Origin of the sequence: Bradyrhizobium sp. USDA 223 (genome assembly GCF_044909005.1) — a bacterium.
Classification (GTDB): Bacteria; Pseudomonadota; Alphaproteobacteria; order Rhizobiales; family Xanthobacteraceae; genus Bradyrhizobium; species Bradyrhizobium yuanmingense.
In genome coordinates, this window is record NZ_JBIYDR010000001.1 from 3,058,804 (window position 1) to 3,082,607 (window position 23,804).

Annotated in this window: 28 protein-coding genes and 1 tRNA gene; 10 read left to right on the forward strand and 19 right to left on the reverse strand. The window is 64.5% G+C overall.

Translation table 11 applies throughout. The features are described from left to right. Positions 1-74 precede the first annotated feature (74 nt). Complete coding sequence (gene sugE, locus ABIA40_RS14200; RefSeq protein WP_157284551.1) at positions 75-389, forward strand: quaternary ammonium compound efflux SMR transporter SugE; 315 nt, start codon at positions 75-77, stop codon at positions 387-389. Here sugE and ABIA40_RS14205 read toward each other — a convergent pair. The 7 genes from ABIA40_RS14205 to ABIA40_RS14235 all read right to left on the reverse strand — a co-directional run bounded on the left by ABIA40_RS14205 (position 382) and on the right by ABIA40_RS14235 (position 6,877). Further along, the gene (locus ABIA40_RS14205) at positions 382-1,386 is read right to left on the reverse strand and encodes an inorganic phosphate transporter (protein ID WP_271547091.1); all 1,005 of its coding nucleotides are present in this window, start codon (positions 1,384-1,386) and stop codon (positions 382-384) included. The genes sugE and ABIA40_RS14205 overlap by 8 nt on opposite strands. Positions 1,387-1,395: 9 nt before the next feature. Continuing rightward, positions 1,396-2,040, reverse strand: a complete 645-nt coding sequence (locus tag ABIA40_RS14210) for a DUF47 domain-containing protein (protein WP_157284549.1) — start codon at positions 2,038-2,040, stop codon at positions 1,396-1,398. A gap of 157 nt (positions 2,041-2,197) precedes the next feature. Further along, complete coding sequence (locus tag ABIA40_RS14215) at positions 2,198-3,166, reverse strand: branched-chain amino acid ABC transporter permease (protein ID WP_157284548.1); 969 nt, start codon at positions 3,164-3,166, stop codon at positions 2,198-2,200. Between the two features lies 1 nt (position 3,167). Beyond that, a complete protein-coding gene (locus tag ABIA40_RS14220; RefSeq protein WP_036000843.1) occupies positions 3,168-4,031 on the reverse strand; it encodes a branched-chain amino acid ABC transporter permease in 864 nt (287 codons plus the stop codon). 74 nt (positions 4,032-4,105) lie between these two features. After that, positions 4,106-5,326: an ABC transporter substrate-binding protein gene (locus ABIA40_RS14225; protein WP_036000846.1), complete on the reverse strand. Its 1,221-nt coding sequence runs from the start codon at positions 5,324-5,326 to the stop codon at positions 4,106-4,108. 56 nt (positions 5,327-5,382) lie between these two features. Next, positions 5,383-6,129 (reverse strand): ABC transporter ATP-binding protein, encoded by a 747-nt coding sequence (locus ABIA40_RS14230; protein ID WP_036022650.1) that lies wholly within the window; start codon positions 6,127-6,129, stop codon positions 5,383-5,385. Next, entirely contained in the window at positions 6,122-6,877 is a 756-nt protein-coding gene (locus ABIA40_RS14235) for an ABC transporter ATP-binding protein (protein WP_197958268.1), read from the reverse strand. The genes ABIA40_RS14230 and ABIA40_RS14235 overlap by 8 nt, the downstream gene beginning before the upstream one ends. 335 nt (positions 6,878-7,212) lie before the next feature. Here ABIA40_RS14235 and ABIA40_RS14240 point away from each other — a divergent pair, with 335 nt between their 5' ends. Further along, positions 7,213-7,860 carry a hypothetical protein gene (locus ABIA40_RS14240; RefSeq protein ID WP_404541621.1) on the forward strand — a complete coding sequence of 216 codons (648 nt, stop codon included), beginning with the start codon at positions 7,213-7,215 and terminating at the stop codon, positions 7,858-7,860. A 3-nt stretch (positions 7,861-7,863) separates the two neighbouring features. Here ABIA40_RS14240 and ABIA40_RS14245 read toward each other — a convergent pair whose 3' ends face one another. After that, positions 7,864-8,223, reverse strand: coding sequence for an ArsC family reductase (locus ABIA40_RS14245; RefSeq protein WP_036000881.1), 360 nt, complete (start codon positions 8,221-8,223; stop codon positions 7,864-7,866). Between the two features lie 104 nt (positions 8,224-8,327). Between ABIA40_RS14245 and ABIA40_RS14250 the strand changes: the two genes are divergently transcribed. Beyond that, positions 8,328-8,699: a tRNA-binding protein gene (locus ABIA40_RS14250; protein ID WP_157284543.1), complete on the forward strand. Its 372-nt coding sequence runs from the start codon at positions 8,328-8,330 to the stop codon at positions 8,697-8,699. A 13-nt stretch (positions 8,700-8,712) separates the two neighbouring features. Here the strand turns inward: ABIA40_RS14250 and ABIA40_RS14255 are convergent, their stop codons facing one another. Both ABIA40_RS14255 and ABIA40_RS14260 read right to left on the reverse strand, forming a co-directional pair. After that, on the reverse strand, positions 8,713-9,417 hold the full coding sequence (locus tag ABIA40_RS14255) for a glutathione S-transferase family protein (protein ID WP_157284542.1): 705 nt from the start codon (positions 9,415-9,417) through the stop codon (positions 8,713-8,715). Between the two features lie 77 nt (positions 9,418-9,494). Next, the gene (locus ABIA40_RS14260; RefSeq protein WP_275515944.1) at positions 9,495-9,641 is read right to left on the reverse strand and encodes a hypothetical protein; all 147 of its coding nucleotides are present in this window, start codon (positions 9,639-9,641) and stop codon (positions 9,495-9,497) included. Between the two features lie 166 nt (positions 9,642-9,807). On the opposite strand from ABIA40_RS14260, the gene ABIA40_RS14265 reads away from it, so the two are divergent. After that, a complete protein-coding gene (locus ABIA40_RS14265) occupies positions 9,808-10,020 on the forward strand; it encodes a hypothetical protein (RefSeq protein WP_404541624.1) in 213 nt (70 codons plus the stop codon). Between the two features lie 6 nt (positions 10,021-10,026). Here ABIA40_RS14265 and ABIA40_RS14270 read toward each other — a convergent pair whose 3' ends face one another. Beyond that, complete coding sequence (locus tag ABIA40_RS14270) at positions 10,027-10,698, reverse strand: DUF429 domain-containing protein (RefSeq protein ID WP_404541626.1); 672 nt, start codon at positions 10,696-10,698, stop codon at positions 10,027-10,029. A gap of 900 nt (positions 10,699-11,598) precedes the next feature. Between ABIA40_RS14270 and ABIA40_RS14275 the strand changes: the two genes are divergently transcribed. The 3 genes from ABIA40_RS14275 (at position 11,599) to ABIA40_RS14285 (ending at position 14,614) form a co-directional block, all read left to right on the forward strand. After that, a tRNA-OTHER gene (locus tag ABIA40_RS14275) sits at positions 11,599-11,747 on the forward strand. A gap of 90 nt (positions 11,748-11,837) precedes the next feature. After that, positions 11,838-13,163: a TROVE domain-containing protein gene (locus tag ABIA40_RS14280; RefSeq protein ID WP_404541628.1), complete on the forward strand. Its 1,326-nt coding sequence runs from the start codon at positions 11,838-11,840 to the stop codon at positions 13,161-13,163. 110 nt (positions 13,164-13,273) lie between these two features. After that, a complete protein-coding gene (locus ABIA40_RS14285; protein WP_404541631.1) occupies positions 13,274-14,614 on the forward strand; it encodes an RtcB family protein in 1,341 nt (446 codons plus the stop codon). A gap of 74 nt (positions 14,615-14,688) precedes the next feature. Here the strand turns inward: ABIA40_RS14285 and ABIA40_RS14290 are convergent, their stop codons facing one another. The 6 genes from ABIA40_RS14290 to ABIA40_RS14315 form a co-directional block, all read right to left on the reverse strand. Then, positions 14,689-15,210, reverse strand: a complete 522-nt coding sequence (locus tag ABIA40_RS14290) for an RNA polymerase sigma factor (protein ID WP_404541633.1) — start codon at positions 15,208-15,210, stop codon at positions 14,689-14,691. Beyond that, positions 15,207-15,416, reverse strand: coding sequence for a DUF2892 domain-containing protein (locus ABIA40_RS14295; RefSeq protein WP_197958279.1), 210 nt, complete (start codon positions 15,414-15,416; stop codon positions 15,207-15,209). The genes ABIA40_RS14290 and ABIA40_RS14295 overlap by 4 nt, the downstream gene beginning before the upstream one ends. 94 nt (positions 15,417-15,510) lie before the next feature. Beyond that, positions 15,511-16,695 carry a serine hydrolase domain-containing protein gene (locus ABIA40_RS14300; protein WP_404541635.1) on the reverse strand — a complete coding sequence of 395 codons (1,185 nt, stop codon included), beginning with the start codon at positions 16,693-16,695 and terminating at the stop codon, positions 15,511-15,513. 69 nt (positions 16,696-16,764) lie between these two features. Further along, the gene (locus tag ABIA40_RS14305; protein ID WP_275509553.1) at positions 16,765-17,457 is read right to left on the reverse strand and encodes a GNAT family N-acetyltransferase; all 693 of its coding nucleotides are present in this window, start codon (positions 17,455-17,457) and stop codon (positions 16,765-16,767) included. Between the two features lie 4 nt (positions 17,458-17,461). Then, entirely contained in the window at positions 17,462-17,809 is a 348-nt protein-coding gene (locus ABIA40_RS14310) for a Lin0512 family protein (RefSeq protein WP_128262042.1), read from the reverse strand. A 209-nt stretch (positions 17,810-18,018) separates the two neighbouring features. Next, a complete protein-coding gene (locus ABIA40_RS14315) occupies positions 18,019-19,674 on the reverse strand; it encodes an acetolactate synthase large subunit (protein ID WP_404541638.1) in 1,656 nt (551 codons plus the stop codon). 162 nt (positions 19,675-19,836) lie between these two features. Here ABIA40_RS14315 and ABIA40_RS14320 point away from each other — a divergent pair, with 162 nt between their 5' ends. Continuing rightward, positions 19,837-20,709 (forward strand): GNAT family N-acetyltransferase, encoded by an 873-nt coding sequence (locus tag ABIA40_RS14320; protein WP_404541640.1) that lies wholly within the window; start codon positions 19,837-19,839, stop codon positions 20,707-20,709. Between the two features lie 54 nt (positions 20,710-20,763). Further along, positions 20,764-21,150 carry an ester cyclase gene (locus ABIA40_RS14325; protein WP_404541642.1) on the forward strand — a complete coding sequence of 129 codons (387 nt, stop codon included), beginning with the start codon at positions 20,764-20,766 and terminating at the stop codon, positions 21,148-21,150. Between the two features lie 21 nt (positions 21,151-21,171). Here the strand turns inward: ABIA40_RS14325 and ABIA40_RS14330 are convergent, their stop codons facing one another. Further along, on the reverse strand, positions 21,172-22,386 hold the full coding sequence (locus ABIA40_RS14330) for an MFS transporter (protein WP_404541644.1): 1,215 nt from the start codon (positions 22,384-22,386) through the stop codon (positions 21,172-21,174). A gap of 370 nt (positions 22,387-22,756) precedes the next feature. Between ABIA40_RS14330 and ABIA40_RS14335 the strand changes: the two genes are divergently transcribed. Then, positions 22,757-23,212, forward strand: a complete 456-nt coding sequence (locus ABIA40_RS14335) for a cupin domain-containing protein (RefSeq protein WP_404541646.1) — start codon at positions 22,757-22,759, stop codon at positions 23,210-23,212. Between the two features lie 13 nt (positions 23,213-23,225). On the opposite strand, the gene ABIA40_RS14340 is transcribed toward ABIA40_RS14335, so the two are convergent. Next, entirely contained in the window at positions 23,226-23,804 is a 579-nt protein-coding gene (locus ABIA40_RS14340; RefSeq protein WP_275509549.1) for a DUF308 domain-containing protein, read from the reverse strand.

A 23,804-nucleotide genomic window follows, 5' to 3' on the forward strand; every position in this document is an offset into this window, starting at 1 on the left:
TTTTGGGAGGACGACCTCCCTGCCCATCAGCACACCAGCCGCGGGGACGACCCTGCCTTGAATGGAGGGTCGCCATGGCCTGGAGCATCCTGTTCGTCGCCGGTCTCCTCGAGATCACCTGGGCCATTGGCCTGAAATACACCGAGGGCTTTAGCAAGCTTGTCCCGTCCGTGGTCACGCTGGTCGCCATGGCCGGCAGTGTCATCCTGCTCGGGCTCGCGCTCAAATCACTGCCGGTCGGAACCGCCTATGCGGTCTGGACCGGCATCGGCGCGGTCGGTACGGCGACGCTCGGCATGGTTCTGTTCGGCGAGCCGGCGACGGCCTTCCGCCTCGCCAGCATCGGCCTGATCGTCGCCGGCATCATCGGACTGAAGCTCGTCACCTGACGAGCTGGACCACCCACCAGGTCAGGGCGGCCACAATGGCCGAGGCCGGGATCGTGATCACCCAGGCATAGACGATGGAGCTTGCGACGTTCCAGCGCACGGCCGAGACGCGGCGGGCGGCACCGACGCCGACGATAGCGCCGGTGATGGTGTGGGTGGTCGAGACGGGAACCCCGAGATAGGTCGCCATGAACAGGGTCACCGCGCCTCCCGTCTCGGCGCAAAAGCCTTGCATGGGGGTCAATTTCGTGATGCGCAGGCCCATGGTGCGGACGATGCGCCAGCCGCCCATCAGCGTGCCCAACGCCATCGCCGCCTGGCAGGACAGCACCACCCAGAACGGCACCGAGAAGTCGCTGCCGAGATAGCCCTGCGAATAGAGCAGCACGGCGATGATGCCCATGGTCTTCTGCGCGTCGTTGCCGCCATGGCCGAGCGAATAGAGCGACGCGGAGACGAATTGCAGGATGCGGAAGGCGCGGTCGACCGCGAACGGCGTCGAGCGTACCGAGGCCCAGGACACGATCGCAACCAGCGCCATTGCGAGCAGGAAGCCAACCAGCGGCGACAGCACGATCGCCAGCGCGGTCTTGGACAGGCCGCTCCATACCGCGGCCGAAATACCGGCCTTGGCCAAGCCGCCGCCCACGAGCCCGCCGATCAGCGCGTGCGACGACGACGATGGAATGCCGAGCGCCCAGGTCACGAGGTTCCAGACGATGGCGCCGACGAGGGCTGCGAAGATCACCTGGGCGTCGACGACCGCGGGATCGATGATGCCGGTGCCGATGGTCTGGGCGACGTGCAGCCCGAACACCAGGAAGGCGATGAAATTGAAGAACGCGGCCCAGAACACCGCGAATTGCGGCCGCAGCACGCGGGTCGAGACGATGGTCGCGATCGAATTGGCGGCGTCGTGCAGGCCGTTCAGGAAATCGAACAGCAGCGCGACGGCGATCAAGCCGACCAGGACGGGAAGACCCAACGCGGCATCCACGGCGAGGCCCTACACCTGCTCGATGACGATGCTGTTGATCTCGTTCGCAACGTCATCGAAACGGTCGGCCACCTTCTCGAGATGGTCGTAGATCTCGGCCCCGACGATGAAATCCATCGCATTGCCGTCGCGGTGCTTGAGGAACAGCTCCTTCAGGCCGATGTCGTGGAGATCGTCGACCCGGCCCTCGAGATTGCCGAGCTCCTCGGTGATCGCGGTCAGCATGGCGACGTTCTTGCCGATCTCCTGCATCAGCGGCAGCGCACGGCCGACCAGATTGGCGCATTCGATCAAGAGTCCGCCGATCTCGCGCATCGGCGGCTCGAAGCTGCGCACCTCGAACAGCATCACGGCCTTGGCCGTCTGCTGCATCTGGTCGATGGCATCGTCCAGCGACGTGATCAGGTTCTTGATGTCGCCGCGGTCGAACGGGGTGATGAAGGTGCGGCGTACCGCCGTCAGCACCTCGCGGGTGATGTTGTCGGCGTCGTTCTCGAACTGGTTGACGCGCTGGCAATAGACCGGCGTCTCCTCGCCCCCCTTAAGCATGCCCTGCAACGCGACTGCGCCCTGAATCACGGTCTGGGCATGCCGATCGAACAGGTCGAAGAACCGCTCTTCCCTGGGCAGGAACGCACGAAACCATCGCATCATGGGAATAGGCTACCGGTTGGAAAATGGTCAGGCCCGCGAGGGCTGTCATAAAACTGTCATAGACCATTTTCGATCCGCGCGCGTGTCGCCTCACGCCCGCGGAGCCGGGTCATCCACCGCTTTCATGCATCAATGAAATTGATGCAATATCAACTACTTAAAGCGAACGCCGGAGGTAATGCGCGATTTCGCCGACGACGCCGCGGCGGAAGGTGAGCACGCAGACCACGAAGATCACGCCCTGGATCACCGTCACCCACTGGCCGAAGCCCGCCAGATATTGCTGCATGGCGATGATGACGAAGGCGCCGACCACGGGACCGAAAACGGTGCCGAGCCCCCCGACCAGCGTCATCAGCACGACCTCGCCCGACATCGTCCAGTGCACGTCGGTGAGCGAAGCGTTCTGGGCCACGAACACCTTCAGCGCACCGGCAAAGCCGGCGAGCGTCCCCGACAGCACGAAGGCCAGGAACTTGTATTGGTCGGTACGGTAGCCGAGCGAGATCGCGCGCTGCTCGTTCTCGCGGATCGACTTCAGCACCTCGCCGAACGGCGAGTTGATGATGCGGAAGATCAGGAGGAAGCCGGCGAGGAAGCCGACCAGCACGACATAATACAGCACCGTCGGCTTGGACAGATCGAGCAGGCCGAACATGCGTCCCTGCGGGATGCCCTGGATGCCGTCCTCACCATGGGTGAACGGGGCCTGGAGATAGATGAAGTACAGGAGCTGCGACAGGGCCAGCGTGATCATCGAGAAATAGATGCCCTGGCGACGGATCGAGATGTAGCCGGTGACGATCGACAGCACGAACGCCGCGGCGACGCCGACGAGAATGCCGAGCTCGGGCGGCAGTGCCCAGACCTTCAGCGCATGCGCGCTGCAATAGCCGGCCGTGCCCAAGAACATCGCGTGGCCAAACGACAGCAAGCCGCCATAGCCGACCAGCAGATTGAAGGCGCAGGCGAGCAGCGCAAAGCACAGCGCCTGCATTACGAAGAAGGGGTAGACGCCCGTGAACGGCACCGCTGCGAGCAGCAGCGCCATCACAGCGAATACAATCATCTCGTCGCGCATCGCACGCGGGGTCACAGGAAGCGTGTCGTCCGTCAGGGTTGTCATCTCAGGCCGCCCTTCCCGTCAATCCCGTCGGCTTCACCAGCAGCACCAGCACCATCAGCACGAACACGACGGTGTTGGACGCCTCGGGATAGAAATACTTGGTCAGGCCCTCGATCACGCCGAGCGCGAAGCCGGTGATGATGGAGCCCATGATCGAGCCCATGCCGCCGATCACCACCACCGCGAACACGACGATGATGAGGTCGGCGCCCATCAGCGGCCGCACCTGGTTGATCGGCGCCGAGAGCACGCCGGCGAGCGCGGCAAGGCCGACGCCGAGACCGTAAGTGAGCGTGATCATGCGCGGCACGTTGATACCGAAGGCACGCACCAGCGTCGGATTTTCGGTGGCGGCGCGCAGGTAGGCGCCGAGCTGCGTCTTCTCGATCAAAAACCAGGTCGCAAGGCACACCGCCAGCGAGAACACGACGACCCAGCCGCGGTAGATCGGCAGGAACATGAAGCCGAGATTCATGCCGCCCCTGAGCTGGTCGGGAATGGCGTAAGGCAGGCCCGAGGAGCCGAAATAGTTCTGGAACACGCCCTGCACGATCAGCGCGATGCCGAAGGTCAGGAGCAGGCCGTAGAGATGATCGAGCCCGGTCAGCCATTGCAGCATGGTCCGCTCCAGGATCATGCCGAAGATGCCGACGATGATCGGCGCCAGCAGCAGCGCCCACCAATAGTTGATGCCGCCGAGGTTCAGCAGGAAATAGGCGACGAAAGCGCCCATCATGTAGAGCGCGCCATGGGCGAAATTGATGATGTTGAGCATGCCGAAGATGACGGCAAGCCCGAGACTGAGCAGCGCGTAGAACGAGCCGTTGATCAGTCCCACCAGTAGCTGAGCGTAGAGAGCCTGCATCGATCCCGCACCCGGTCCCTTCTATTCCTCAACAACAGGCCGGCACCGCTGCGCGCCGGCCTGTAGCGTTCACGTTACTTCTTCACCAGCGGACAGGCGCTTTCCGACAGCGGCCGGAAGGCCAGGTCGCCGGGGGTCGTGCCGATCAGCTTGTAATAGTCCCAGGGGCCCTTGGATTCCTCGGGCTTCTTGACCTCGAACAGATAGGCCGGATGCAGCTTGCGACCGTCCGCACGGATCGTTCCCTTGCCGAACAACGCATCGTCGGTCGGCATCTCCTTCATCTTGGCGACCACCTTGGCCCCGTCATGCGGATTGCCGCCCATCGCCTCCAGCGCCTTGAAATAGTGCAGCAGGCCCGAATAGACGCCGGCCTGCACCATCGAAGGCATCGCCTTGTTCTTCATGCGCTCGGAAAAGCGTTTGGAGAAGGCGCGCGTGCCGTCGTTCATGTCCCAATAGAAGGTCTCGGTGAAGTTCAAGCCCTGCGCCACCTTCAGACCAAGCGAGTGCACGTCGGTGATGAAGAGCAGCAGGCCCGCAAGCTTCTGGCCGCCCGAGACGATGCCGAACTCGGACGCCTGCTTGATGGTGTTGGTGGTGTCGCCGCCGGCATTCGCCATGCCGATGATCTTGGCTTTGGAGGCCTGCGCCTGAAGCAGGAACGACGAGAAGTCAGCGGTATTCAGGGGATGCTTGACGTTGCCGATCACCTTGCCGCCCGACTTCACCACGACCGCGGCGGTGTCGCGCTCGAGGGCATGGCCAAAGGCGTAGTCTGCGGTGAGAAAATACCAAGTGTCGCCGCCCGCCTTCACCAGCGCCTGCCCGGTACTGTTGGCCAGCATATAGGTATCATAGACCCAGTGGACCGTATTCGGCGAGCATTGCGCGTTGGTGAGATCCGACGTCGCCGCACCTGTGTTGATCAGGATGGAATTCTTCTCTTTGACGATATTGTTCACCGCCAGCGCAACGCCGGAGTTCAGGACATCCATGAAGATGTCGACCTTCTCGACGTCGATCCATTGCCGAGCAATCGTGGAGCCGATGTCGGGCTTGTTCTGATGGTCGGCGGAGATCAGGTCGAGCTTCCAGCCCTTGGCAGCGAGCCCGGAATCCTCGATCGCCATCTGTGCGGCGACGGTCGAGCCGGCGCCACCGAGATCGGCATAAAGTCCTGAATTGTCGGTCAGCACGCCGATCTTGATGTTCTTGTCCTGCGCGACCGCGCCGCCTGCCGCGCCGAGCGCCAGGGCCGTCCCGAGCAACATTGCCGAAATGCTGTGCTTCATAATCCGACCTCCCAATATTCCTTTGATAGTTACTCTCGATCGTTCGGCCTGCTCGGCTACACGCCGAGATAGGTGTGGAGCTTGTCCATGTTGGCGGCAAGCTCCGAATTGGAAAACCCGTCAATGATCTTGCCGTGCTCGACCACGTAGTAGCGGTCGGCGACGGTGGAGGCGAAGCGGAAGTTCTGCTCGACCAGGAGGATGGTGAAGCCCTCCTTCTTGAGCCGCGCAATGGTATGGCCGATCTGCTGGATGATGACGGGTGCAAGACCCTCGGTCGGCTCGTCCAGCATCAGGAAGCTCGCGCCAGTGCGCAGGATGCGCGCGATCGCCAGCATCTGCTGCTCGCCGCCCGACAGCTTGGTGCCCTGGCTGTTCAGCCGCTCCTTCAGGTTCGGGAACAGCTCGAAGATCTGGTCGAGCGGCAAACCGCCTTCGCGGACCACCGGCGGCAGCATCAAATTCTCGCGCACGTCGAGGCTGGAGAATATGCCCCGCTCTTCCGGACAGAAGGCGACGCCCATGCGCGCGATCTTGTCGGAGGTCGCGCGGATGATCTCCTGGTTGTTGAACTTCACCGAGCCGGTGCGCTTGCCGATGATGCCCATGATCGACTTCAGCGTCGTCGTCTTGCCGGCGCCGTTGCGCCCGAGCAGGGTGACGACCTCGCCCGCGTTCACGTCGAAGTTGATCCCGTGCAGGATGTGAGACTCGCCGTACCAGGCTTCCAGGTTGCGGACTTGCAGGATGTTCCCGCCCGTCGCAGCCCTGGCCGGAGCCTCGGCGATCGCAGTGTCAGGCATGACCGGCTCCCAGGTAAGCTTCCTTGACGCGCTCGTCCTTGGTGAGCTCGGAGTAATGGCCCTGCGCGAGCACCTGCCCGCGCGTCAGCACGGTGATGATGTCAGAGAGGTTGGCCACGACGCTCAAGTTATGCTCGACCATCAGGATGGTGTATTTCGCGGAGATACGCTTGATCAGCGCCGCGATCTTGTCGATGTCTTCGTGGCCCATGCCGGCCATCGGCTCGTCGAGCAGCATCATCTCGGGGTCGAGCGCCAGCGTGGTTGCGATCTCGAGCGCGCGCTTGCGTCCATAGGGCATCTCGACCGCGGGCGTGTTGGCGAACTCGCTGAGGCCGACATCGTTGAGCAGCTCGCGGGCGCGATCGTTGAAGCGGTTGAGCACGGTCTTGGAGCGCCAGAAATCGAACGAGGAGCCATGCTGGCGCTGCAGCGCGACACGGACGTTCTCGAGCGCGGTGAGATGGGGAAACACCGCCGAAATCTGGAACGAACGGACCAGCCCCATGCGGGCCACATCCGCCGGCGCCATCGCGGTGATGTCCTGCCCCTTGTACAGGATTTTCCCGGCCGACGGCTTGAGGAACTTGGTCAGGAGATTGAAGCAGGTCGTCTTGCCGGCCCCGTTCGGGCCGATCAACGCATGAATGCTCCCACGGCGAACCTTGAGCGCAACGTCGCGGACGGCGAAGAAGCCCGCGAACTCCTTGGTCAAGCCTTCCGTTTCGAGAATGAACTCATCGGCCAAACAGTTTTCCCCCTGCCCGCGCGCGGCGCTGTCCTTGTTGCTTCGGCTGTCCGGAGGACTTGCAGCCCACCGGGGCGCCGCCTCCGGGCGCGGAATATGCCGGAGGTGACGGGGGTTAGGCAAGGCGGAAAGCTGAGCAGGTCAGGCCTCCGGCCGGGGTACAAATGCTCCCTTAGTCGCAGAGGTCGATGTCGTGCCTGCCCGGCCTTTCCGGTTCGCAAGGCACCGGCCATCAAGCTGTCGTTAACGGTCTTTCGTCTCCCGCGCCAGCCTTCATCGAAAATTTTCCCGCAGGCCCGATCATCCCGGGGTTTTCACGCGCGGAGAATATTGTCTTGGATTTTGCAAGCGCGGCTCCCTCCGTCGTCAAGTCGATCCGGCAGCGTGACCTCCTCAACACGTGGCTGCGACTTTATGCGCTCCAGAAGATCGCTCCGTCGATCTGGGAGTATCAGCCCGCGCGGCTCGAGGAGGAGCTGTTGGAGCTCATCTACTATACGGTGGAGCTTTCGACGCCGACGCCGCGCCTCGTCATCCAGAGCGAGGGCACCCGCATCTCGCGCGCCTATGGGCATACCGGAAAAGGCGTTTCGCTCGATGATTACGTCGGACCGCGGCTCGCGCCGCACGTGGTGCCGATCTATCATGAATGCGTCGCGCGCGGCCTTCCGGTCTACAGCGTTGCCGACGTCGACGACACCTATGGCCGCATCGTCGCGTATGAGCGGCTGCTGCTGCCGTTCCTGACAGACGGCAAGGTCAGCCACGTCATCGCGTCAGTGAAGACCTTCTGCGAGGACGGCGGCTTCGAGATCAAGAATCTGATGCGCGGAAATGACGCGCTGCCGCGCCCGAAGCTGCGGGCCGTGATCGATCGCGAGCTGTTTCATCGCGCCCCCGGCCGCATCGCACCCGCCGATCCGGTCGAGTTCTCGGATCGGCCGGGCCCCGTCATCTCCAACGAGATCATTGAGCTGAACTAGCCGTCAGCGCGCCTTGCCACCGACCTCCTTGGCATAGATATCCGGCTTGAAGCCGACCAACAGCTTGCCGCCGATTTCGAGCACCGGCCGCTTGATCATCGATGGTTGCGCTAGCATCAAGGCCAGCGCCTTCTTCTCGGTGAGGCCTTCCTTGTCGGAGTCGGGCAGCTTCTTGAAGGTCGTCCCGGCGCGATTGAGCAGGGTCTCCCAACCGACCTTGTCGCTCCACTGCTTCAGCCTGTCCTTCTCGACACCCGCCGCCTTGTAGTCGTGAAACGCGTAAGCCACGCCATGGCCATCGAGCCAGGCGCGGGCCTTCTTCATGGTGTCGCAGTTCTTGATGCCGTAGATGATGGTGGGCAAGACGGTCCTCGCGCATGACGTAGCGGTGATGTGCGTGGCGTTGTACGAAACTCCGCGTCGCGCGACAATGTCGCGAGACGCGTCACCCACCGAACGGACATCCCATGCACGTCACCCACGATCCCGCAGCGGCGGCCGCACCGACCATCGACTTCGACACTTTCCTCGCGGTCGACGTCCGTGTCGGCACCATCGTCGACGCCAAGCCGTTTCCGGAAGCGCGCAAGCCGGCCTGGCGGCTGTGGATCGATTTCGGCCCCGCCATCGGCGTGCGCAAGAGCTCGGCCCAGATCACCGAAAACCACCCGCTCGAAACCCTCGTGGGCCAACAGGTCGCGGCCGTCGTCAATTTCCCGCCGCGCCAGATCGGCCCGGTCGTCTCCGAGGTGCTGACGCTCGGCTTCCCCGATGCCGACGGCAAGGTCGTGCTGGTGCAGCCGAGCAAGCCGGTGCCGAACGGCGGACGGCTGTTCTAGCCTCAGGGTCTTGTCAGGACCTTGCCGGAATGTTGAGCCCGCGCTGCACCGCGGGGCGCGCAAGCCCGCGCTCGAGCCAGGCGCCGACCGCCCTGAACTGACTGAACTCGACGAGATCGCCGGCGCCATAAAAGCCGATGAGATTGCGCACCCAGCCGAGCATGGAGATGTCGGCGATGGTGTAGTCGTCATCCATGAACCATTGCCGGCCGGCGAGATGCGCCTCCATCACGCCGAGCAGGCGCTTGGCTTCGGCGACGTAGCGGTCGCGAGGCCGCTTGTCCTCGTAATCCTTGCCGGCAAATTTGTGGAAGAAGCCGACCTGGCCGAACATCGGCCCGACGCCGCCCATCTGGAAGTGCAGCCATTGCAGCGTCTGATAACGGCGCGCGGCATCCTGCGGCAGCAGCTTGCCCGTCTTCTCCGCGAGATATTGCAGGATCGCCCCGGACTCGAATAGCGGCAGCGGCCTGCCGCCGGGCCCGTTCGGATCGAGGATCGCCGGGATCTTGCCGTTCGGATTGAGCGAGAGGAATTCGGCGGTCTTCTGATCGTCCTTGCCAAAATCAACCAGGTGGACCTCGTAAGGTAGCCCGATCTCCTCCAGCATGATCGAGACCTTGACGCCGTTCGGCGTCGGCAACGAATAGAGCTGGAGCAGTTCGGGGTGCTTGGCGGACCAACGCCTGGTGATGGGGAAGACGGACAGATCGGACATCGGGACTCTGGGTGCATGGACTGAGGCGTGCTCAATCTAGGCAAGATACCGCACCGCGCAAGTCACTTCCGGCTGTGCTAAGGCGGCAGTGTCGCCATCGCCACGAACGGGGGCATTGCTTCATACTGCAGCCGAGACTCGATGAACCGTTGACCCGTGATCAGCAGCAGGGCCGTAAAGGCGATCGCGAGCATCGCGGTCGCCAATTGGCACACGTCGTACATGGTATTTTATATCCCTCGACAGCCTCGGGCATAGAACGTCGGCTCAGGCGCCACGTTCCAGGCGGCAACAAAATATTGCTATTTTTTCCCGATCTCGCTGCGACGGCATCGCTCTGTTCCGGCGGCTCCCAAAGGGACCAATGGCCGCCTCGCGCGTTGTCGCTCGATGAACATCGAGAAACGCGCCCTGCTCGACCACGCTGAACGCTGTCGCCGCGTCGCGAACGATCTCACGCACAGCAAAGCCGCGCAGCGGTTGCAGGCGATGGCCGACGAGTACGAAGCGAGAGCAACAAGATTGGACGACGAAGACGTCCGCTCGACGCCAAGCCGCAATAGTCGCTGCCAGCTGGAAGGTAAAGGCGAGCGGCAGGGCTGATCGCCTTCAGAAGTTGATCTCCATCCGTAGTCCGCGCGAATCGGCCGTGCCGTCACCAACGGATTGCGTGCTGTCGCGCGCTGCGACGGCGCAGGCACAGGCGTCGATGAGATCGTCGCGACCGATCCCGGTGCCGTGGCGAAGCGTGAGCCATCTCTCGACCTCAGTGAAGCCGCGGCCTCTCAAAAGCGCGATACGCTGTTCTCGCCCGCGCGGCGAGGTCTTCGGTTCGAGCCGCACGCGCCCTGCCAGATTCCAGAAGATCAATTCCGGATGCGCCTCGCCGATCGTCGCCTGCCGCGCCGGCGTCATGGCCTCGTCGACCTCCCTCATCTTGTCCCTGATATTCCACAGCTGCGCCGACACGCCCCTGCCCTCGCCTTCGTGCGTCCAGTAATGGCGATTGGCCGCCGCCATGTCCTGGAACGTCCAGAGGTCGCGGCGCGCGCCGAGAAACACGGCTGGGCCGATCAGTTCGCGTGCGCGCAAATCGCAGGCGCGGTAGCCGCTCGTGTTCAGTCCGATCGGCATGTCGACCATCGCGCGGGCGTGCGGGATTGCGAGCAGACGCATCAGGCTTGGCGAATAATCGAAGCCTTGATCGCCGCGCTCATCGATCCACGCTGCGACCCAGCCAAAGCGAAATCCGTCGAGCCCCAGATAGTTTTTGCAAGTCATGCGTCCGTCAATTTCAGTTTCCGCGCGCGTCTCGCTTGACATCCGCAAGTTGCGGGCGTATGTCCCGCGCCCTCGCAAGCACTTCCGCTTGCGACAGACACCATGAACCGAGCGATGTCGTACCGCTACGAAAGAATTGTCCGCATGCCGAATAGCCCCAAGCTATTCGATTGCGCATGCCCGGCTCATGGGAGCGATCTTGCCTGACCGCAAGATCGACAGTCCGCTTCTCACGGACCCTCCCGAGCCTGCCGCTCCGGAGGGTTTTTTGTTGCCCGCCGCGCGGCTCCACCGAACATCCCGGCCATGGCCGGAACGAGAGACCCGGATCTCGGGGCTCGCGCTGGAGAGGCGCGTGCCCAAGTGCGCGGGGCCTGCCGGAGGGAACGAGGCGATGAGCCGGACACCGATGGCAGAGCGAGCCCAAAGGGTTCGCAATGTGCGGCGCGTCGACAGCGCCGCGATAGAACTTTTGTAACTTAGTTTGCCGTGAGAGATTGCGGCTCAACCGACGCTGGTGGTGAAGATCTCGGATACTTCTCCGCAAGGCAAAGCGGGTGATGCCTCCCGCCCTTGACACACGCACCGGGATGCGGCCTCGGAAAAGGTACGCACGCGGCCCGGCGCAGGATCCGTCCGTTGGGGACAGAGACTGTGTTGTCGTCACTGAAAGCCGATATCGCCCGTTCCCCAGCGTACCCATCAATGGCCGATGCGAAAGCACCGGCCTGGCGGTGGTGAAGATGTCTGTTACTTCGTCAGTAAAACGACCGCCCGCAAGGGCAGCAACAGCATCGCCCGTTCCCCGCCAACCCCATCACGATCCGTGGTGAAGATTTCTGTTACTTCGCCTGCAACGCGAGAGGTCGCGGGTTCGAATCCCGCCCGGTGTCCCATGCACCGGTAGCTCAGAGGATAGAGCGCTTTCCGGCGAGCTTCGGCTCGTCGGGTACAGCAATCGCCCGTTCCCGGATCGTGTCCCCTAGCCACCGCCGGTGGTGAAGAGTGCTGTTACTTCGGTGTCGGAGGTTCAAATCCTCCCGGACGAAAGTCCGTAGCTCAGTGGGTAGAGCACGAACAGCCTCGCCTGTTCCCCGGCACCCCTTTTCATTCGCCCATCAACCCAAGAGGAGGCCATCATGGTCAGGCTCAACAAGATCGTTCGCGCCCTCACGCGGGAGGGTGCGCGCGCTGTGCGCTTCACCCCGGAGATGGAGCTGAAGCGCGCGCTGATGAACTGCCTCCTGTGGGAGGACCAGTTCTACGAGGACGGCGTTGCGATTGCCGACCGCATCAAGGCCCTCGTGCCCGAGGTCGCGCCGGAGCGCGTCGCGCAGCTCGCAATCGAGGCCCGCGAGGTGATGAAGCTGCGGCACGCACCGCTGCTCGTCATCCGCGAGATGGCGCGCAGCGAGAAGCACCGCACCCTCGTTGCCGACACGCTCGCCCAGGTGATCCAGCGTCCCGACGAGATGACGGAGCTGCTCGCGATCTACTGGGCGGATGCGCTGGGGCCGATGCAGCAGCGCAAGCGCCAGCCGGTCTCGGCGCAGGTGAAGAAGGGTCTTGCCCGCGCGCTGACCAAGTTCGACGCCTATCAGCTCGCCAAGTGGGACCGCGACGGCGCGGTGCGGATCAGGGACGTTCTGTTCCTGGTGCACGCCAAGCCGAAAGACGCCGATCAGGCGAAGGTGTGGAAGCAGCTCGTCGATGGCGAGCTCGCCTCCCCCGACACCTGGGAGGTTTCGCTCTCGGCCGGCAACAACAAGCGCGAGACCTTCGAGCGGCTGATCGCCGAGCGAAAGCTCGGCGGCCTGGCGCTACTGCGCAATCTGCGCCTGATGCAGAACGCGCAGGTCCCGCGCGAGACCATCGCAGGCGCGATCGAGGCGATGCGGACGGATCGTATCCTGCCCTATCGCTTCATCACGGCGGCGCGCTATGCGCCGGACTTCGAGCCCGAGCTCGAGGCTGCGATGCTCAAGTCGATCAAGGACCATGTGCGGCTTCCGGGCCGCACCCGGCTCCTGATCGACGTGTCCGGCTCGATGTTCGCAACGCTCTCCGCGCAGTCGGAAATGACGCGCGCGGAGGCGGCGTGTGGCCTTGCCATTCTCGCCCGCGAGATCTGCGACGAGGTCGAGATCTTCACCTTCTCCAACGAGGTCGTGAAGGTCCCTCCCCGCCGCGGCTTCGCGCTGCGGGATGCGATCATCAACTCGCAGCCGCATGGCGGAACCTATCTCGGCAAGGCGGTGACGGAGATCGACCGCAAGGGCGATCGCCTCATCGTCTTCACCGACGAGCAGAGCCACGACCAGGTGCCCGAGCCCAAGGCGCGCGGCACGATCGTCAACGTGGCCTCGTATCAGCACGGTGTCGGTCATGGCGCCTGGACCCGCGTCAACGGCTTCTCCGAGGCCGTGGTCGCGTGGATCGCGGCGTCGGAGACGGCGTTGAACTGATGCGCAACGACAACGGCCCCGGACGCGAGATGCGCCCGGGGTCAGCGAAATTTCTGAAATGATCCGCCCGCCCCGTTATGGTGCGCGCGGAATGACAAGGATCTCGGACCATGCGACGACCCGATCCCTACATGGAACGCGCCCGCGAGCTCTGCCTCGCCGCCGGTGTCGATCCCGACTCGCGCGTCGGCGAAGGACGCGGCCAGCCGGCCTGGTGCCTGTACAAGGACGCCGCGCGCAAGGAGCATCTTGCCCGCGAGGCCAACGCGACCGCGAGCTCGATCGCCGCGTTCCGGACGCAAGACGCCCGTTTCCAGAATGCGCCGCTGAAGGTGTTCGGACCCCACGAGGAGGCGACGATTGCGCAGATGCGCAATTGCATGGCCATCGGCAACGTCGTCTCCGGCGTGATCTGCGCCGACGGCCATCTCGGCTATGCGCAGCCGGTCGGCGGGGTCATCGCCTATGAGAAGCAGATCAGCATCTCCGGCGTCGGCTTCGACATCGGCTGCGGCAACATGGCGGCTCGGCTCGACACGCGCTTCGACGACATCGCGGGGATCGCTCCCACGATCATCCGCGACGTCGCCAAGGTGATCTCGTTCGGCGTCGGCCGTGCCAACGCGAAACGGGCCGAGCACGACCTGTTCGACGACGGCGACGCCTGGCGCGAAAGCGACATGGAGGACTACCGTCAGAAGGCGGTGAAGCAGCTCGGCACGGTCGGATCGGGCAACCACTATGTCGACCTCATGCGCGACGAGGAAGGCTTCGTCTGGATCGGCGTCCACTTCGGAAGCCGCGGCCTCGGGCACACCTCCGCGACGCGCTACCTCAAGGCCGCCGGCGGCAAGGACGGCATGAACGTCCCGCCCGCCGTGGTCGACGAGGACAGCGAACTCGGCCGCCGCTACATCGCGGCGATGCAGCTCGCCGGGCGTTATGCCTATGCGGGCCGCGAGTGGGTGGTCGAGCGCGTCCGCCGGATCATCGGCGGCAGCGTCACCGAGAGCGTGCACAACCACCACAACTATGCCTGGCGTGAGACCCACGACGGCAAGGATTTGTGGGTGGTGCGCAAGGGCGCGACGCCGGCGTTTCCCGGCCAGAAGGGGTTCGTCGGCGGCTCTATGGGCGACGACGCCGTCATCCTCGAAGGCGTCGACAGCCCGGAAGCCAAGGCCTCGCTCTACTCGACCGTACACGGCGCCGGCCGCCTGTTCGGACGACGCGAGGCGAAGCGGCGCTTCTCGCGCGAGGAGATGGACCGCTGGCTGAACGAGCGCGGCGTCACCTTGATCGGTGCCGACCTCGACGAGAGCCCGATGGCCTATCGCCGCCTGCCGGACGTGCTGGCGCAGCATGCCGGCACCGTGCGCGTGCTGCACACGCTACGGCCGTTCGCCGTCGCCATGGCCGGCGAAGGCGAGTTCGATCCTTGGAAGGACTAAAGCGAAACCGTGGGCGGGAGGCGACGTCTCCCGTCCACGTCACTCCATTTTTTTCCTTTGAATCCGGTCGTCTCTCATCTCGTCAGATATTCGCGCATCAAGGCGCGGGCGCGATGCAGCCGCGCCTTCACGGTCTGCCTGCTCGCGCCGAGCGTGGCGGCAATCTCGTCGATCGTCATTTCCTTGACGTCGCGCATCAGCGCGACATCGCGATAGTGCGGCGGCAGGGCCCCGAAGGCCGCGGCGACGTCGAGCCGCAGATCGGCCTCGGGGCGCAACAGCAGTGCGGCCTCCGCCTCGGCGCCATCGACCGCCGGCACAAGGCCGGTCCGGCGCGCGAGCCGCAGGCATTCGCGCCGGACCACGCTGAACAGCCAGGCCGACAATGCCAGCAGCGAACGAATGGTGCCGACGTGGCGGAACAGGATCCACAGCGCCTCCTGCGTCGCATCCTCGGCGTCCGCCGAGCTGCGGCAGGTCGCGCGCGCATAGCGACGGATGTCCGGCTGCGTCGTCTCGAGCAGACGCGCAATCGCCTCGGCATCGCCGAGCCGCGCGGCCTCGAAAAGATTTGGCGAGATCGCCGCCGCGCTCACGACATCCCTCCCTTGCCGATGCCTGCCATCGCGCACATCGGGCAATAACCGACAAGACCGGTCAGTGCGAAACCGGCGCCACCGAGCGCGACCAGCCATGCCGTCGCGCCGGCAAGATAAACGAACGCCGCAGCCGCCACCGCAATCCCCAGGACGACCCGCACCGCCTGATGCAGTCCGCCGATGTTCTTTCGATAGAATCCCATCACATCCTCCGATATGGGCCGAGACCGATTGCCTCGACCAACAAGAGGACGCGACGGCCAAGAAGGATTCGCGCTGACGGAAGATTTTTTGCGATCAGGCTCCGACCGCCTGATAGGCCAGGCGCTTGAACTCGAAGAAGAACGGATTCCAGAAGCCCATATAGCGCTGGGCCATCAGCACGCCCGCCGTATTGGCCTCGGGGCAAATCCACCAATGGGTGCCGGCCAGGCCGCCCCATTGGAATTCGCCGGTTGAGTTCGGCGGATCGAGCGGTGTCGGCGCGAAGGTGACGGCGCCGCCGAGACCAAAGCCCTTGCCGGGAATCGGCCCGAGATTGGCGAATCGGATAGTCTGGCCTGCGGGCAGCTGGTTCGTCATCATCTGCCGCAGCGTCTCCGGCTTCAGTAGCGCATCCGACCCGGGCAGCAGCGCACGCAGGAGTGCGAGCATGTCCGGCAAGGTCGAAACCAGACCGCCGCCGCCCGAGAGCCGCGGCAGCGGCCGCCGGTAGGCTTGCGGGTAAGGCAGATGGTCGGCCCGCGTGAGGCCGGGCTTCATGGGGTCGAGCACGTCGGCGCCGTTGTAGAGCGCGACCAGCCTGCCCTGCTGTGTCTCGGGGACATAAAAGCCGGTATCGGTCATGCCGAGGGAATCGAAGATGCGCGCCTTCAGGAAGGCGTCGAGCGGCTGGCCCGAGACGAGCTCGACCACACGGCCGAGCACGTCGGTCGCCACGGAATATTCCCAGGCCGTGCCGGGGTGATAGGACAGCGGCAGGTCGGCGAGCTTGTCGATCATATCGCTGAGCGGCGTCAGCGGATTGAGCACGCGCGCCTCGTTGTAACCCTTGAACAGCACCGTGCCGGGATCGAAGATGCCGTAGCTGAGGCCGGAGGTGTGGGTCAGGAGCTGACGGATCGTGATCGGACTCTTCGCCGGCTCGACATCGGCAAGGCTCGAAGCGCCCTGCTTCAGCACCTTGCGATTGCCGAGCTGCGGCAGGAATTTTTCGACTGCGTCATCGAGGCCGATGCGGCCTTGCTCGACCAGCAGCATGATCGCGCAGGTGACGAAGATCTTGGTGTTGGAGAACGCGCGGAAGATGTGGTCTGGCCGCAACGCAGTGTTGGCCTCGCGGTCGGCAAAGCCGACGCATTGCTGATCGACCACCTCGCGGCCGCGCAGCACCGCCCAGGATACGCCGGGAATGATCTCCTGATCGACGTAGCGCTGCATCGCCGTCCGTACGGCGGAAAAATCAGGCGTTCTGACGTCCATGTGCTCCCCCCAATTGTGGTTGGAATCGATATAGCGCGATTTCTCAGGATATGAAGCCCACCGCGCGGCTCATCCCTGCTTCATCAGCACAGTGACCTGCAGCCGGCGCCGAATCCGCATGCCCTGCCGCTGGTACAGCGCGATGGCAGACGTATTGCTCGCGAACACGTGCAGGAACGGAATTTCGCCGCGCGCCTCGATCTGCCGCGCGATGGCGGCGAGCAACGCCTGTGCGTAACCGCGGCCGCGATGATCGGGATGCACGCAGACCGCCGTCATCTCGGTGAAATTGCCGGGCTTCATCCGCTCGCCGGCCATGGCGACCAGCTCGCCGCGGGCACGGATGCCGAGGAAGGTGCCGAGCTCGTGCGTCCGCGCCGCGAACGGCCCGGGCTTGGTCAGCTCGGTCAGCGCCATCATGGCGGGAACGTCCGCCGCGCCGAGGCGGACGATCTCGGCATCGCGCAGCGAGGTGTCGGCGGGCGAGCCGATCAACTGCTCGCCGGGCTCGGCGAGCAGCACCTTGAAGCCGGCGGGAATTTCGACCGGCTCGGGCGTGAACAGCACCGCAACTTGCGAGCCCGACATGAGATCGCCGAGCGCCGCAAAACTCGTTGCGGACATGTCCGCCAGATCGGCAAATGGCGCCATGTCCACGGGATAGCGCAGAGCCCGCGGGCCGCCCTCGGCGAGATGCTTCTGGCTCGTCGTCAACGCGCTCCAGATCGGGCGATCCAGCAGCGCTTCATCACTCGCGGACATCGGCCTAATCCTTGTCGAAGCTGACGATCACGGCCGCATTGGCGATCAGGATGGGATCGTTGGCCACTTCCGTGGCCGAGGGGATCTCCAGCCCGCCCTTGACCGCAGTGACGGTCACGGTGCCGTAAGGCAGTTCCTTGGCGACGGCTTCCTTGTCGACGGCTTCTGGATTCGGCACGCCGATCGTGACGTCCACGAACATGTCGTTCGCGGTCTTGCCGATCATCCGGAAGAAGCCGAGGCTGGAATGCCTGATGGCGTCCGACACCGCGCGCTTGGCCGCCTTGGTGGCGTCCCTGCCGTGGACGTCGACGCCCATGCCCATCTCGGTGACGCAACGAATGCGGGTCATTTCATATTCCTGTGGTTGGTGAGTGTTTGAGAGTGTCGGCGATCGGGCGATGCGAGACAAGTGTGGTTGTCGGATCGACGGAGGGTCTCCGCCACAGTCTCCGTCATTGCGAGCGCAGCGAAGCAATCCAGACTGCCACCGCGGAAAGATTCTGGATTGCTTCGCTGCCGCTCGCAATGACGAATGTGGAAATAGCTCGCATCGTCAAATCACGCTTTCGCCTTCTCATGCGACCGCAACTCGTCGACGAGTACGCGCACGTTCTCCGAATAATCGATCGGGATCGAGACCAGATGCACGCCGCCCTCCCTGAAGGCGGCATCGAGCGTCGGGCCGAAGCTGTCGATGCTTTCGATGCGGTGACCTTTGGCGCCATAAGCCCTGGCGTACAGCGCAAAATCCGGATTGCCAAAAGTCATGCCGTAATCGGCAAAGCGGTCGACGGCCTGCTTCCAGCGGATCATGCCGTAGGCGTTGTCCTCCAGCACCAGCACGACCAGGTTGAGCTTGAGGCGGACCGCCGTCTCCATCTCCTGGCTGTTCATCATGAAGCCGCCGTCGCCGGCAACCGCAAGCACACGGCGGTCAGGATAGAGCATCGCGGCCATCATTGCCGACGGCAGGCCGGCGCCCATGGTCGCCAGCGCATTGTCGAGCAGCAGCGTGTTGGCGACGCGGGTACGGTAGTTGCGCGCAAACCAGATCTTATACATGCCGTTGTCGAGCGCGACGATGCCGTTCTCCGGCATGACCTGGCGGATGTCGTGCACAATGCGTTGCGGGGTCGGCGGCCAGCGTGCCTCGGTCGCGCGGTCCGCGATGTGATTCAGGATCTCTTCGCGCAGGGGCAGCAGCGCTGCGGCCTGCGGCAGCTTGCCTTCGAGCCGATCCGCCAGCAGCTCCAGGCTCGGGCCAACATCCCCGACGACCTCGGCATCGGGGAAATAGACCTGCTCGACGCTCGCCGGCGTGTAGCTGACGTGAATGACCTTCGGCCCCGACGGCCCCATCATGAAAGGCGGTTTCTCGATCGGGTCGTGACCGATTGCGACGATCAGGTCGGCCGCCTCAATGGCGTCGTGCACATAGTCGCGCTCGGACAAGGCGGCAGTGCCCATATAGAGGTTGGTGCCGCCGGGCACGGAGCCCTTGCCCATCTGCGTCGTGAAGAACGGCATGCCGGTCCGCCGCACGAAGCTTGCGATGCCGTGTGTCGACCGCGGCCGGCTGGTGGCCGCGCCCATCATCACCAGCGGACGCTTTGCAGCCATGATCATCTCGGCGGCGCGGTCGAGCGCGGCGCGATGAGCGACCGGGATCTCGATCGGATGGACCGGGATCACGGGGACCGCGGGCACCTCGTCGCCGGCGATGTCCTCGGGCAGCTCTAGGTGCACCGGCCCGGGCCGCTCCTCCATGGCGACGCGAAAGGCATCGCGCACCACGGTCGGAATGCTGGAGGCGCTGACGATCTGCCGAGACAGCTTGGTCAGCGGCTTCATGGTCGCGACCACGTCCACGATCTGGAAGCGGGCCTGCCGGCTGCTCATGATCGGCTTCTGGCCGGTGATCAGGATCATCGGCATGGCACCGAGATGCGCATAGGCGGCGCCGGTCGACAGGTTGAGAGCACCGGGTCCGAGCGTCGACAGACAAACGCCGGGCTTGCCGGTCAGCCGCCCATGGGTTGCGGCCATGAAGGCCGCGGCCTGCTCGTGGCGGGTCAGGATCAGCTCGATCCTCGAAGCGCGCAGCGATTCGACAAGATCGAGATTCTCTTCGCCGGGAATGCCGAAGATGCGGTCGACACCCTCATTCTCCAACGCCGCGACAAACAGGTCCGATCCCTTCGCTTTGCGTTCCATCCCGCCCAATGTCGCCTCCGCTCGTTGTGAATTCAGACTCCCCGAGCGGCCGCATGGTAACCGCTCGCGACACGAGAACAACTCACAAAGAGGCGCGCAACTGCAACTCGATCAGCTCTCGCTCGATTGACAAGCCGCGATACCTGACTAAAGTCAGATATCATGCTCGATCCCGCCGCCCGCGTCCGCCGCTTCAACCGCGCCGTCACCTCGGCCGTCGGAGCACTCGATACGTCGTTTCTCGGGCGCGGCCGGCCGCTGGGTGCCGCGCGCGTGCTCAATGCGATCGGGCACGGGCGATCGGACGTGGCGGAGATCCGGGACTATCTCGGTCTCGATTCCGGGCTGATGAGCCGGCTGCTCCGCAGCCTCGAGGACGAAGGGCTGATCGAGACCACCGCACGCGACGACGATGCGCGACGGCGCATGGCGAAGCTCACGCGGGCGGGCCGGCGCGAGTTCGCAGCCTACGAGGCGTTGTCCAACGCGCAGGCAGAAGGCTTCCTGGCGCAACATTCGCAACGTGATGCGTTGCTGGCGGCGATGGACCTGATCGCCTCCGCGCTGACGCGCGAGCGCGTCGCGCTGGAGGAGATGGATCCGCGCTGCGAGCAAGCGCGCTACTGCCTCGGCGAGTACTATGCCGAGCTCGGCCGCCGCTTCAGCCAGGGCTTTGACGTCTCGCTGTCACGCGACCCCGACGCCAAGGACATGCGCCGGCCGCGCGGCACATTCCTCGTTGCGATGTCGGATACGCTGCCGATCGGCTGCGTCGGCTTGAAGGGCACCGATCACGGCTACGCCGAGATCAAGCGGCTGTGGGTCGCGCCCGCCGCGCGCGGGTTGCGGTTCGGCCGCCGCCTGATGGATGCGGCCGAGAGCGTCGCGCGCGAGTTCGGAATCGCGCTGCTGCGGCTCGACACCAACAGCGCACTGCCCGAAGCCGGCCGGCTCTATCGCAGCACGGGCTGGCGCGAGATCCCGCGCTTCAACGACGATCCCTATCCGGACCTCTTCTTCGAAAAGCGCCTCTGACGCTGGACCGGTTCGCGGTCCTCGCGCGTTGGTCGAGGCCGTGGGAGCTTCGATATGATGAGAGACGACCTCGCCGACATCTACCGCGCCTACATCGCTTGCCTGAATCGGCGGGATTGGCCGGCGCTCGGACAATTCGTGCATGATGATGCCGCCCACAACGCGCGGCCGCTCGGGCTCGACGGCTATCGCGCGATGCTGGAACGGGATGTTCGGGAGATCCCCGATCTGCAGTTCCAGATCGAGATGCTGATCTGCGATCCTCCCCGCATCGCCGCCCGATTGAAGTTTGACTGCACGCCGGTCGGGGCATTCCTCGGTCTTGCCGTCAACGGGCGGCGCGTGTCCTTCTGCGAAAACGTCTTCTACGAATTTCACGACGGCAAGATCCGACAGGTCTGGTCGGTGATCGACAAGGCCGCGATCGAGGCGCAGCTGTGACGCCGCGCCTCGATCTCGAATTCACGCCGCCGCCGGCGCCACCTCGCCTTGCGGCTTTGGGAAGGGGCGGAACGTCATCGCCATCAGGAAGGCCCCTAAGCCCATCGCCCAGGAGGCAATGTAGAGCCAGGCATAGCTGGAGAAGGCGTCGTAGATCAGGCCGCCGGCGAGCGGGCCGGTCGCCATGCCGAGGCTGCCGGCCATCGCCGTGCCGCCGATCACCGTGCCCATCATCTTGAGCGGGAAGTTCTCGCGGATCAGAACGGCGTAGAGCGGCATGGTGCCGGCATAGATGAAGCCGAAGATGGCGCCGACCGCATAGAACGTCGTGAGCTGTTGCGCGAAGACATAGGCGAGCGCGCCGAAGGCCTGCAGCAGCAGGCCCGAGACCAGCACGCGCTTGGCGCCGAAGCGGTCGCCCATCAGGCCGAAGGCGATGCGCCCGCCGAGGCCGGCAAATCCCTCGATGCTGTAGATCGTCACCGCCGCGACAAGCGGGATGCCGCAGCTCACGGCATAGCTGACGGTGTGGATGATCGGGCCGGAATGCGTCGCGCAGCAAAAGAAGTTGGTGGCGAGCAGGATCAGGAATTGCGGCGAGCGCAGCGCTTCGCCCATCGACATCTCGCTCTCGGCAGCGCCTGCCGGTGCGGCCGGACCTTGCGCGAGCGCCGGCGGACGGCGCACCAGGAACGAGACCGGGATCATGATGGCGCCGACCACGAGCGCGATGATCTGCATCGAGGTGCGCCAGTCGTGGCCGGAGACGAGCCAGGCCGCCAGCGGCGACATCGTCATCGGCGCCATGCCCATGCCGGCCGACACCAGCGACACCGCAAGTCCGCGATTGGTGTCGAACCAGCCGGTGACGGTCGCCATCATCGGGGCGAAGATCGCAGCGCAAGCCGCGCCGACCAGGAGGCCGAACACGATCTGGAACACGAGAAGCGAGGTGGCGTGGCTCGCCGCGAACAGGCTGAGTGTCAGCGCGATTGATCCAGTCAGCACTACCGGCAGCGGCCCGAACCGGTCCGTCAGCGTGCCCCAGGCCATGCTGGTGAAGGCCATCGCCAGAAAGCCGATCGTCATCGCGCTGGAGATGCCGGTCACCGACCAGCCGGTGTCCTTGGCGATCGGCTGCAGGAACACTGGCAGTGAAAACATGCCGCCGATCGCAACGCAGCCGAGCAGGCCGCCGGCGGCGACGATCACCCAGCGATAGTTGGAAGAAATCATTTCAGTCTCCCGTCAGGTCTGTCTCGCGTGGAAGACGAATGGGAACTGCGCCGGCCGACAGACCGACGTCGTTTTTGCCGCACGCTTTCGTGACCTGCCAGCAAAACTCGAAAAACAACCCCATGCACAGTAGCCGGCGCCAGCGGGATCAATGACTTACCTACCAGGAACGACCAGCTCAGCGGCTCCCCTGTCCTCGTGCGACATCATCACAGATCGGTTTGACACGTCGGGCAAAACAGCCGCAGAATGACAGCATCCCACAGATATTGATCTGGTCCGATGTTCATCGTGACGATGCCTCGCGCCGCCGCGATCAGGCCGCGCGGCTGTGCTTCACGGTCTGTTGGTTGATTGCAGGGAGTCCCACATGCCAAAGATCGACGTCGCCACCGTGCCGGCCCGTAAGGGCTCCGGCTATCCGGCGCCCTTCAGCGCGCCTTGCGCCGAGCGCGTTCGCAAGCGGCTTGGCGACGCCGGAGGCCTGTCGGATTTCGGCGTCAACCTGATGCGCCTGCCGCCGGGCGGCTGGTCGAGCCAGCGGCACTGGCATTCGCACGAGGACGAGTTCGTCTACATTCTCGAAGGCGAGGTGACGCTGATCGAGGATGGCGGCGAAACCGTGCTGCGCGCCGGCGATTGCGCCGCCTTCCCCAAGGCCAGGGGCAACGGCCATCACATGATCAACAGGTCGAGCGCAACGGCGGTCTATCTCGAGATCGGCTCACGCTCGCCAGCCGACCTCATCACCTGCTCCGACATCGACATGATGAGCCCGGCAGCGGACGGCCGCTTCCTGCACAAGGACGGCACACCTTATCCGTAAGTGACATAGCGTCTCAGAGCGCCGCACTACGGCGCCAGCTGCCAACCGTGAGCCAGACCGCCGAGACCAGGAAGTAGATCGCGCCGACCGCGGCATAGCCCGCGACATTCGCAATCGACGGCACCGCGGGCATTGTGGCTTGGAAGACGAAGAAGCCGCCCGCCAGGGCCGACTGGCCACCGCTGAGCACCATGGCCCATTGCGCGCCGAAACGCTTCCAGCGCCGCACGGCCGTGCCGAGCTGAAGCAATCCGGACAGGATCGCCCAGGCTCCGAAGATTCCGAGCACCCAGTTCATGCTGACCTGCAAGGCCACGATGACCGCGATGGTGGTCGCGAGGCTGACAAGCACGTTCAGGCCTTGCGTGGGGTTCTGGTTCAAGCCGCCACTCCTGAGCGCGTCGAGATAGTTGGCGGCGGCGTCCCAGGCCGGATAGGCGACGAGCAACGTCGCTGCGATCGCCGCCGACGACGGCGCAATCGCGAAGGCCGCAATGACCCACGCGGTGGAAAATGCGGCACGCACGAAGTAGTACTGTTTGAGCCATTGCGCCTGGTCGGCCGAGTTCAAAACCATCTCGTTGCTTCTCAT

Bases quoted from the DNA above. Each gene is read 5' to 3' on its own strand.
- sugE (WP_157284551.1), top strand. From the start codon at position 75: ATGGCCTGGAGCATCCTGTTCGTCGCCGGTCTCCTCGAGATCACCTGG.
- ABIA40_RS14210 (WP_157284549.1), bottom strand. From the start codon at position 2,040: ATGATGCGATGGTTTCGTGCGTTCCTGCCCAGGGAAGAGCGGTTCTTC.
- ABIA40_RS14215 (WP_157284548.1), bottom strand. From the start codon at position 3,166: ATGACAACCCTGACGGACGACACGCTTCCTGTGACCCCGCGTGCGATG.
- ABIA40_RS14220 (WP_036000843.1), bottom strand. From the start codon at position 4,031: ATGCAGGCTCTCTACGCTCAGCTACTGGTGGGACTGATCAACGGCTCG.
- ABIA40_RS14225 (WP_036000846.1), bottom strand. From the start codon at position 5,326: ATGAAGCACAGCATTTCGGCAATGTTGCTCGGGACGGCCCTGGCGCTC.
- ABIA40_RS14230 (WP_036022650.1), bottom strand. From the start codon at position 6,129: ATGCCTGACACTGCGATCGCCGAGGCTCCGGCCAGGGCTGCGACGGGC.
- ABIA40_RS14250 (WP_157284543.1), top strand. From the start codon at position 8,328: ATGCACGTCACCCACGATCCCGCAGCGGCGGCCGCACCGACCATCGAC.
- ABIA40_RS14255 (WP_157284542.1), bottom strand. From the start codon at position 9,417: ATGTCCGATCTGTCCGTCTTCCCCATCACCAGGCGTTGGTCCGCCAAG.
- ABIA40_RS14260 (WP_275515944.1), bottom strand. From the start codon at position 9,641: ATGTACGACGTGTGCCAATTGGCGACCGCGATGCTCGCGATCGCCTTT.
- ABIA40_RS14265 (WP_404541624.1), top strand. From the start codon at position 9,808: ATGAACATCGAGAAACGCGCCCTGCTCGACCACGCTGAACGCTGTCGC.
- ABIA40_RS14270 (WP_404541626.1), bottom strand. From the start codon at position 10,698: ATGACTTGCAAAAACTATCTGGGGCTCGACGGATTTCGCTTTGGCTGG.
- ABIA40_RS14280 (WP_404541628.1), top strand. From the start codon at position 11,838: ATGGTCAGGCTCAACAAGATCGTTCGCGCCCTCACGCGGGAGGGTGCG.
- ABIA40_RS14285 (WP_404541631.1), top strand. From the start codon at position 13,274: ATGCGACGACCCGATCCCTACATGGAACGCGCCCGCGAGCTCTGCCTC.
- ABIA40_RS14295 (WP_197958279.1), bottom strand. From the start codon at position 15,416: ATGGGATTCTATCGAAAGAACATCGGCGGACTGCATCAGGCGGTGCGG.
- ABIA40_RS14300 (WP_404541635.1), bottom strand. From the start codon at position 16,695: ATGGACGTCAGAACGCCTGATTTTTCCGCCGTACGGACGGCGATGCAG.
- ABIA40_RS14305 (WP_275509553.1), bottom strand. From the start codon at position 17,457: ATGTCCGCGAGTGATGAAGCGCTGCTGGATCGCCCGATCTGGAGCGCG.
- ABIA40_RS14310 (WP_128262042.1), bottom strand. From the start codon at position 17,809: ATGACCCGCATTCGTTGCGTCACCGAGATGGGCATGGGCGTCGACGTC.
- ABIA40_RS14315 (WP_404541638.1), bottom strand. From the start codon at position 19,674: ATGGAACGCAAAGCGAAGGGATCGGACCTGTTTGTCGCGGCGTTGGAG.
- ABIA40_RS14320 (WP_404541640.1), top strand. From the start codon at position 19,837: ATGCTCGATCCCGCCGCCCGCGTCCGCCGCTTCAACCGCGCCGTCACC.
- ABIA40_RS14325 (WP_404541642.1), top strand. From the start codon at position 20,764: ATGATGAGAGACGACCTCGCCGACATCTACCGCGCCTACATCGCTTGC.
- ABIA40_RS14330 (WP_404541644.1), bottom strand. From the start codon at position 22,386: ATGATTTCTTCCAACTATCGCTGGGTGATCGTCGCCGCCGGCGGCCTG.
- ABIA40_RS14335 (WP_404541646.1), top strand. From the start codon at position 22,757: ATGCCAAAGATCGACGTCGCCACCGTGCCGGCCCGTAAGGGCTCCGGC.
- ABIA40_RS14340 (WP_275509549.1), bottom strand. From the start codon at position 23,804: ATGAGAAGCAACGAGATGGTTTTGAACTCGGCCGACCAGGCGCAATGG.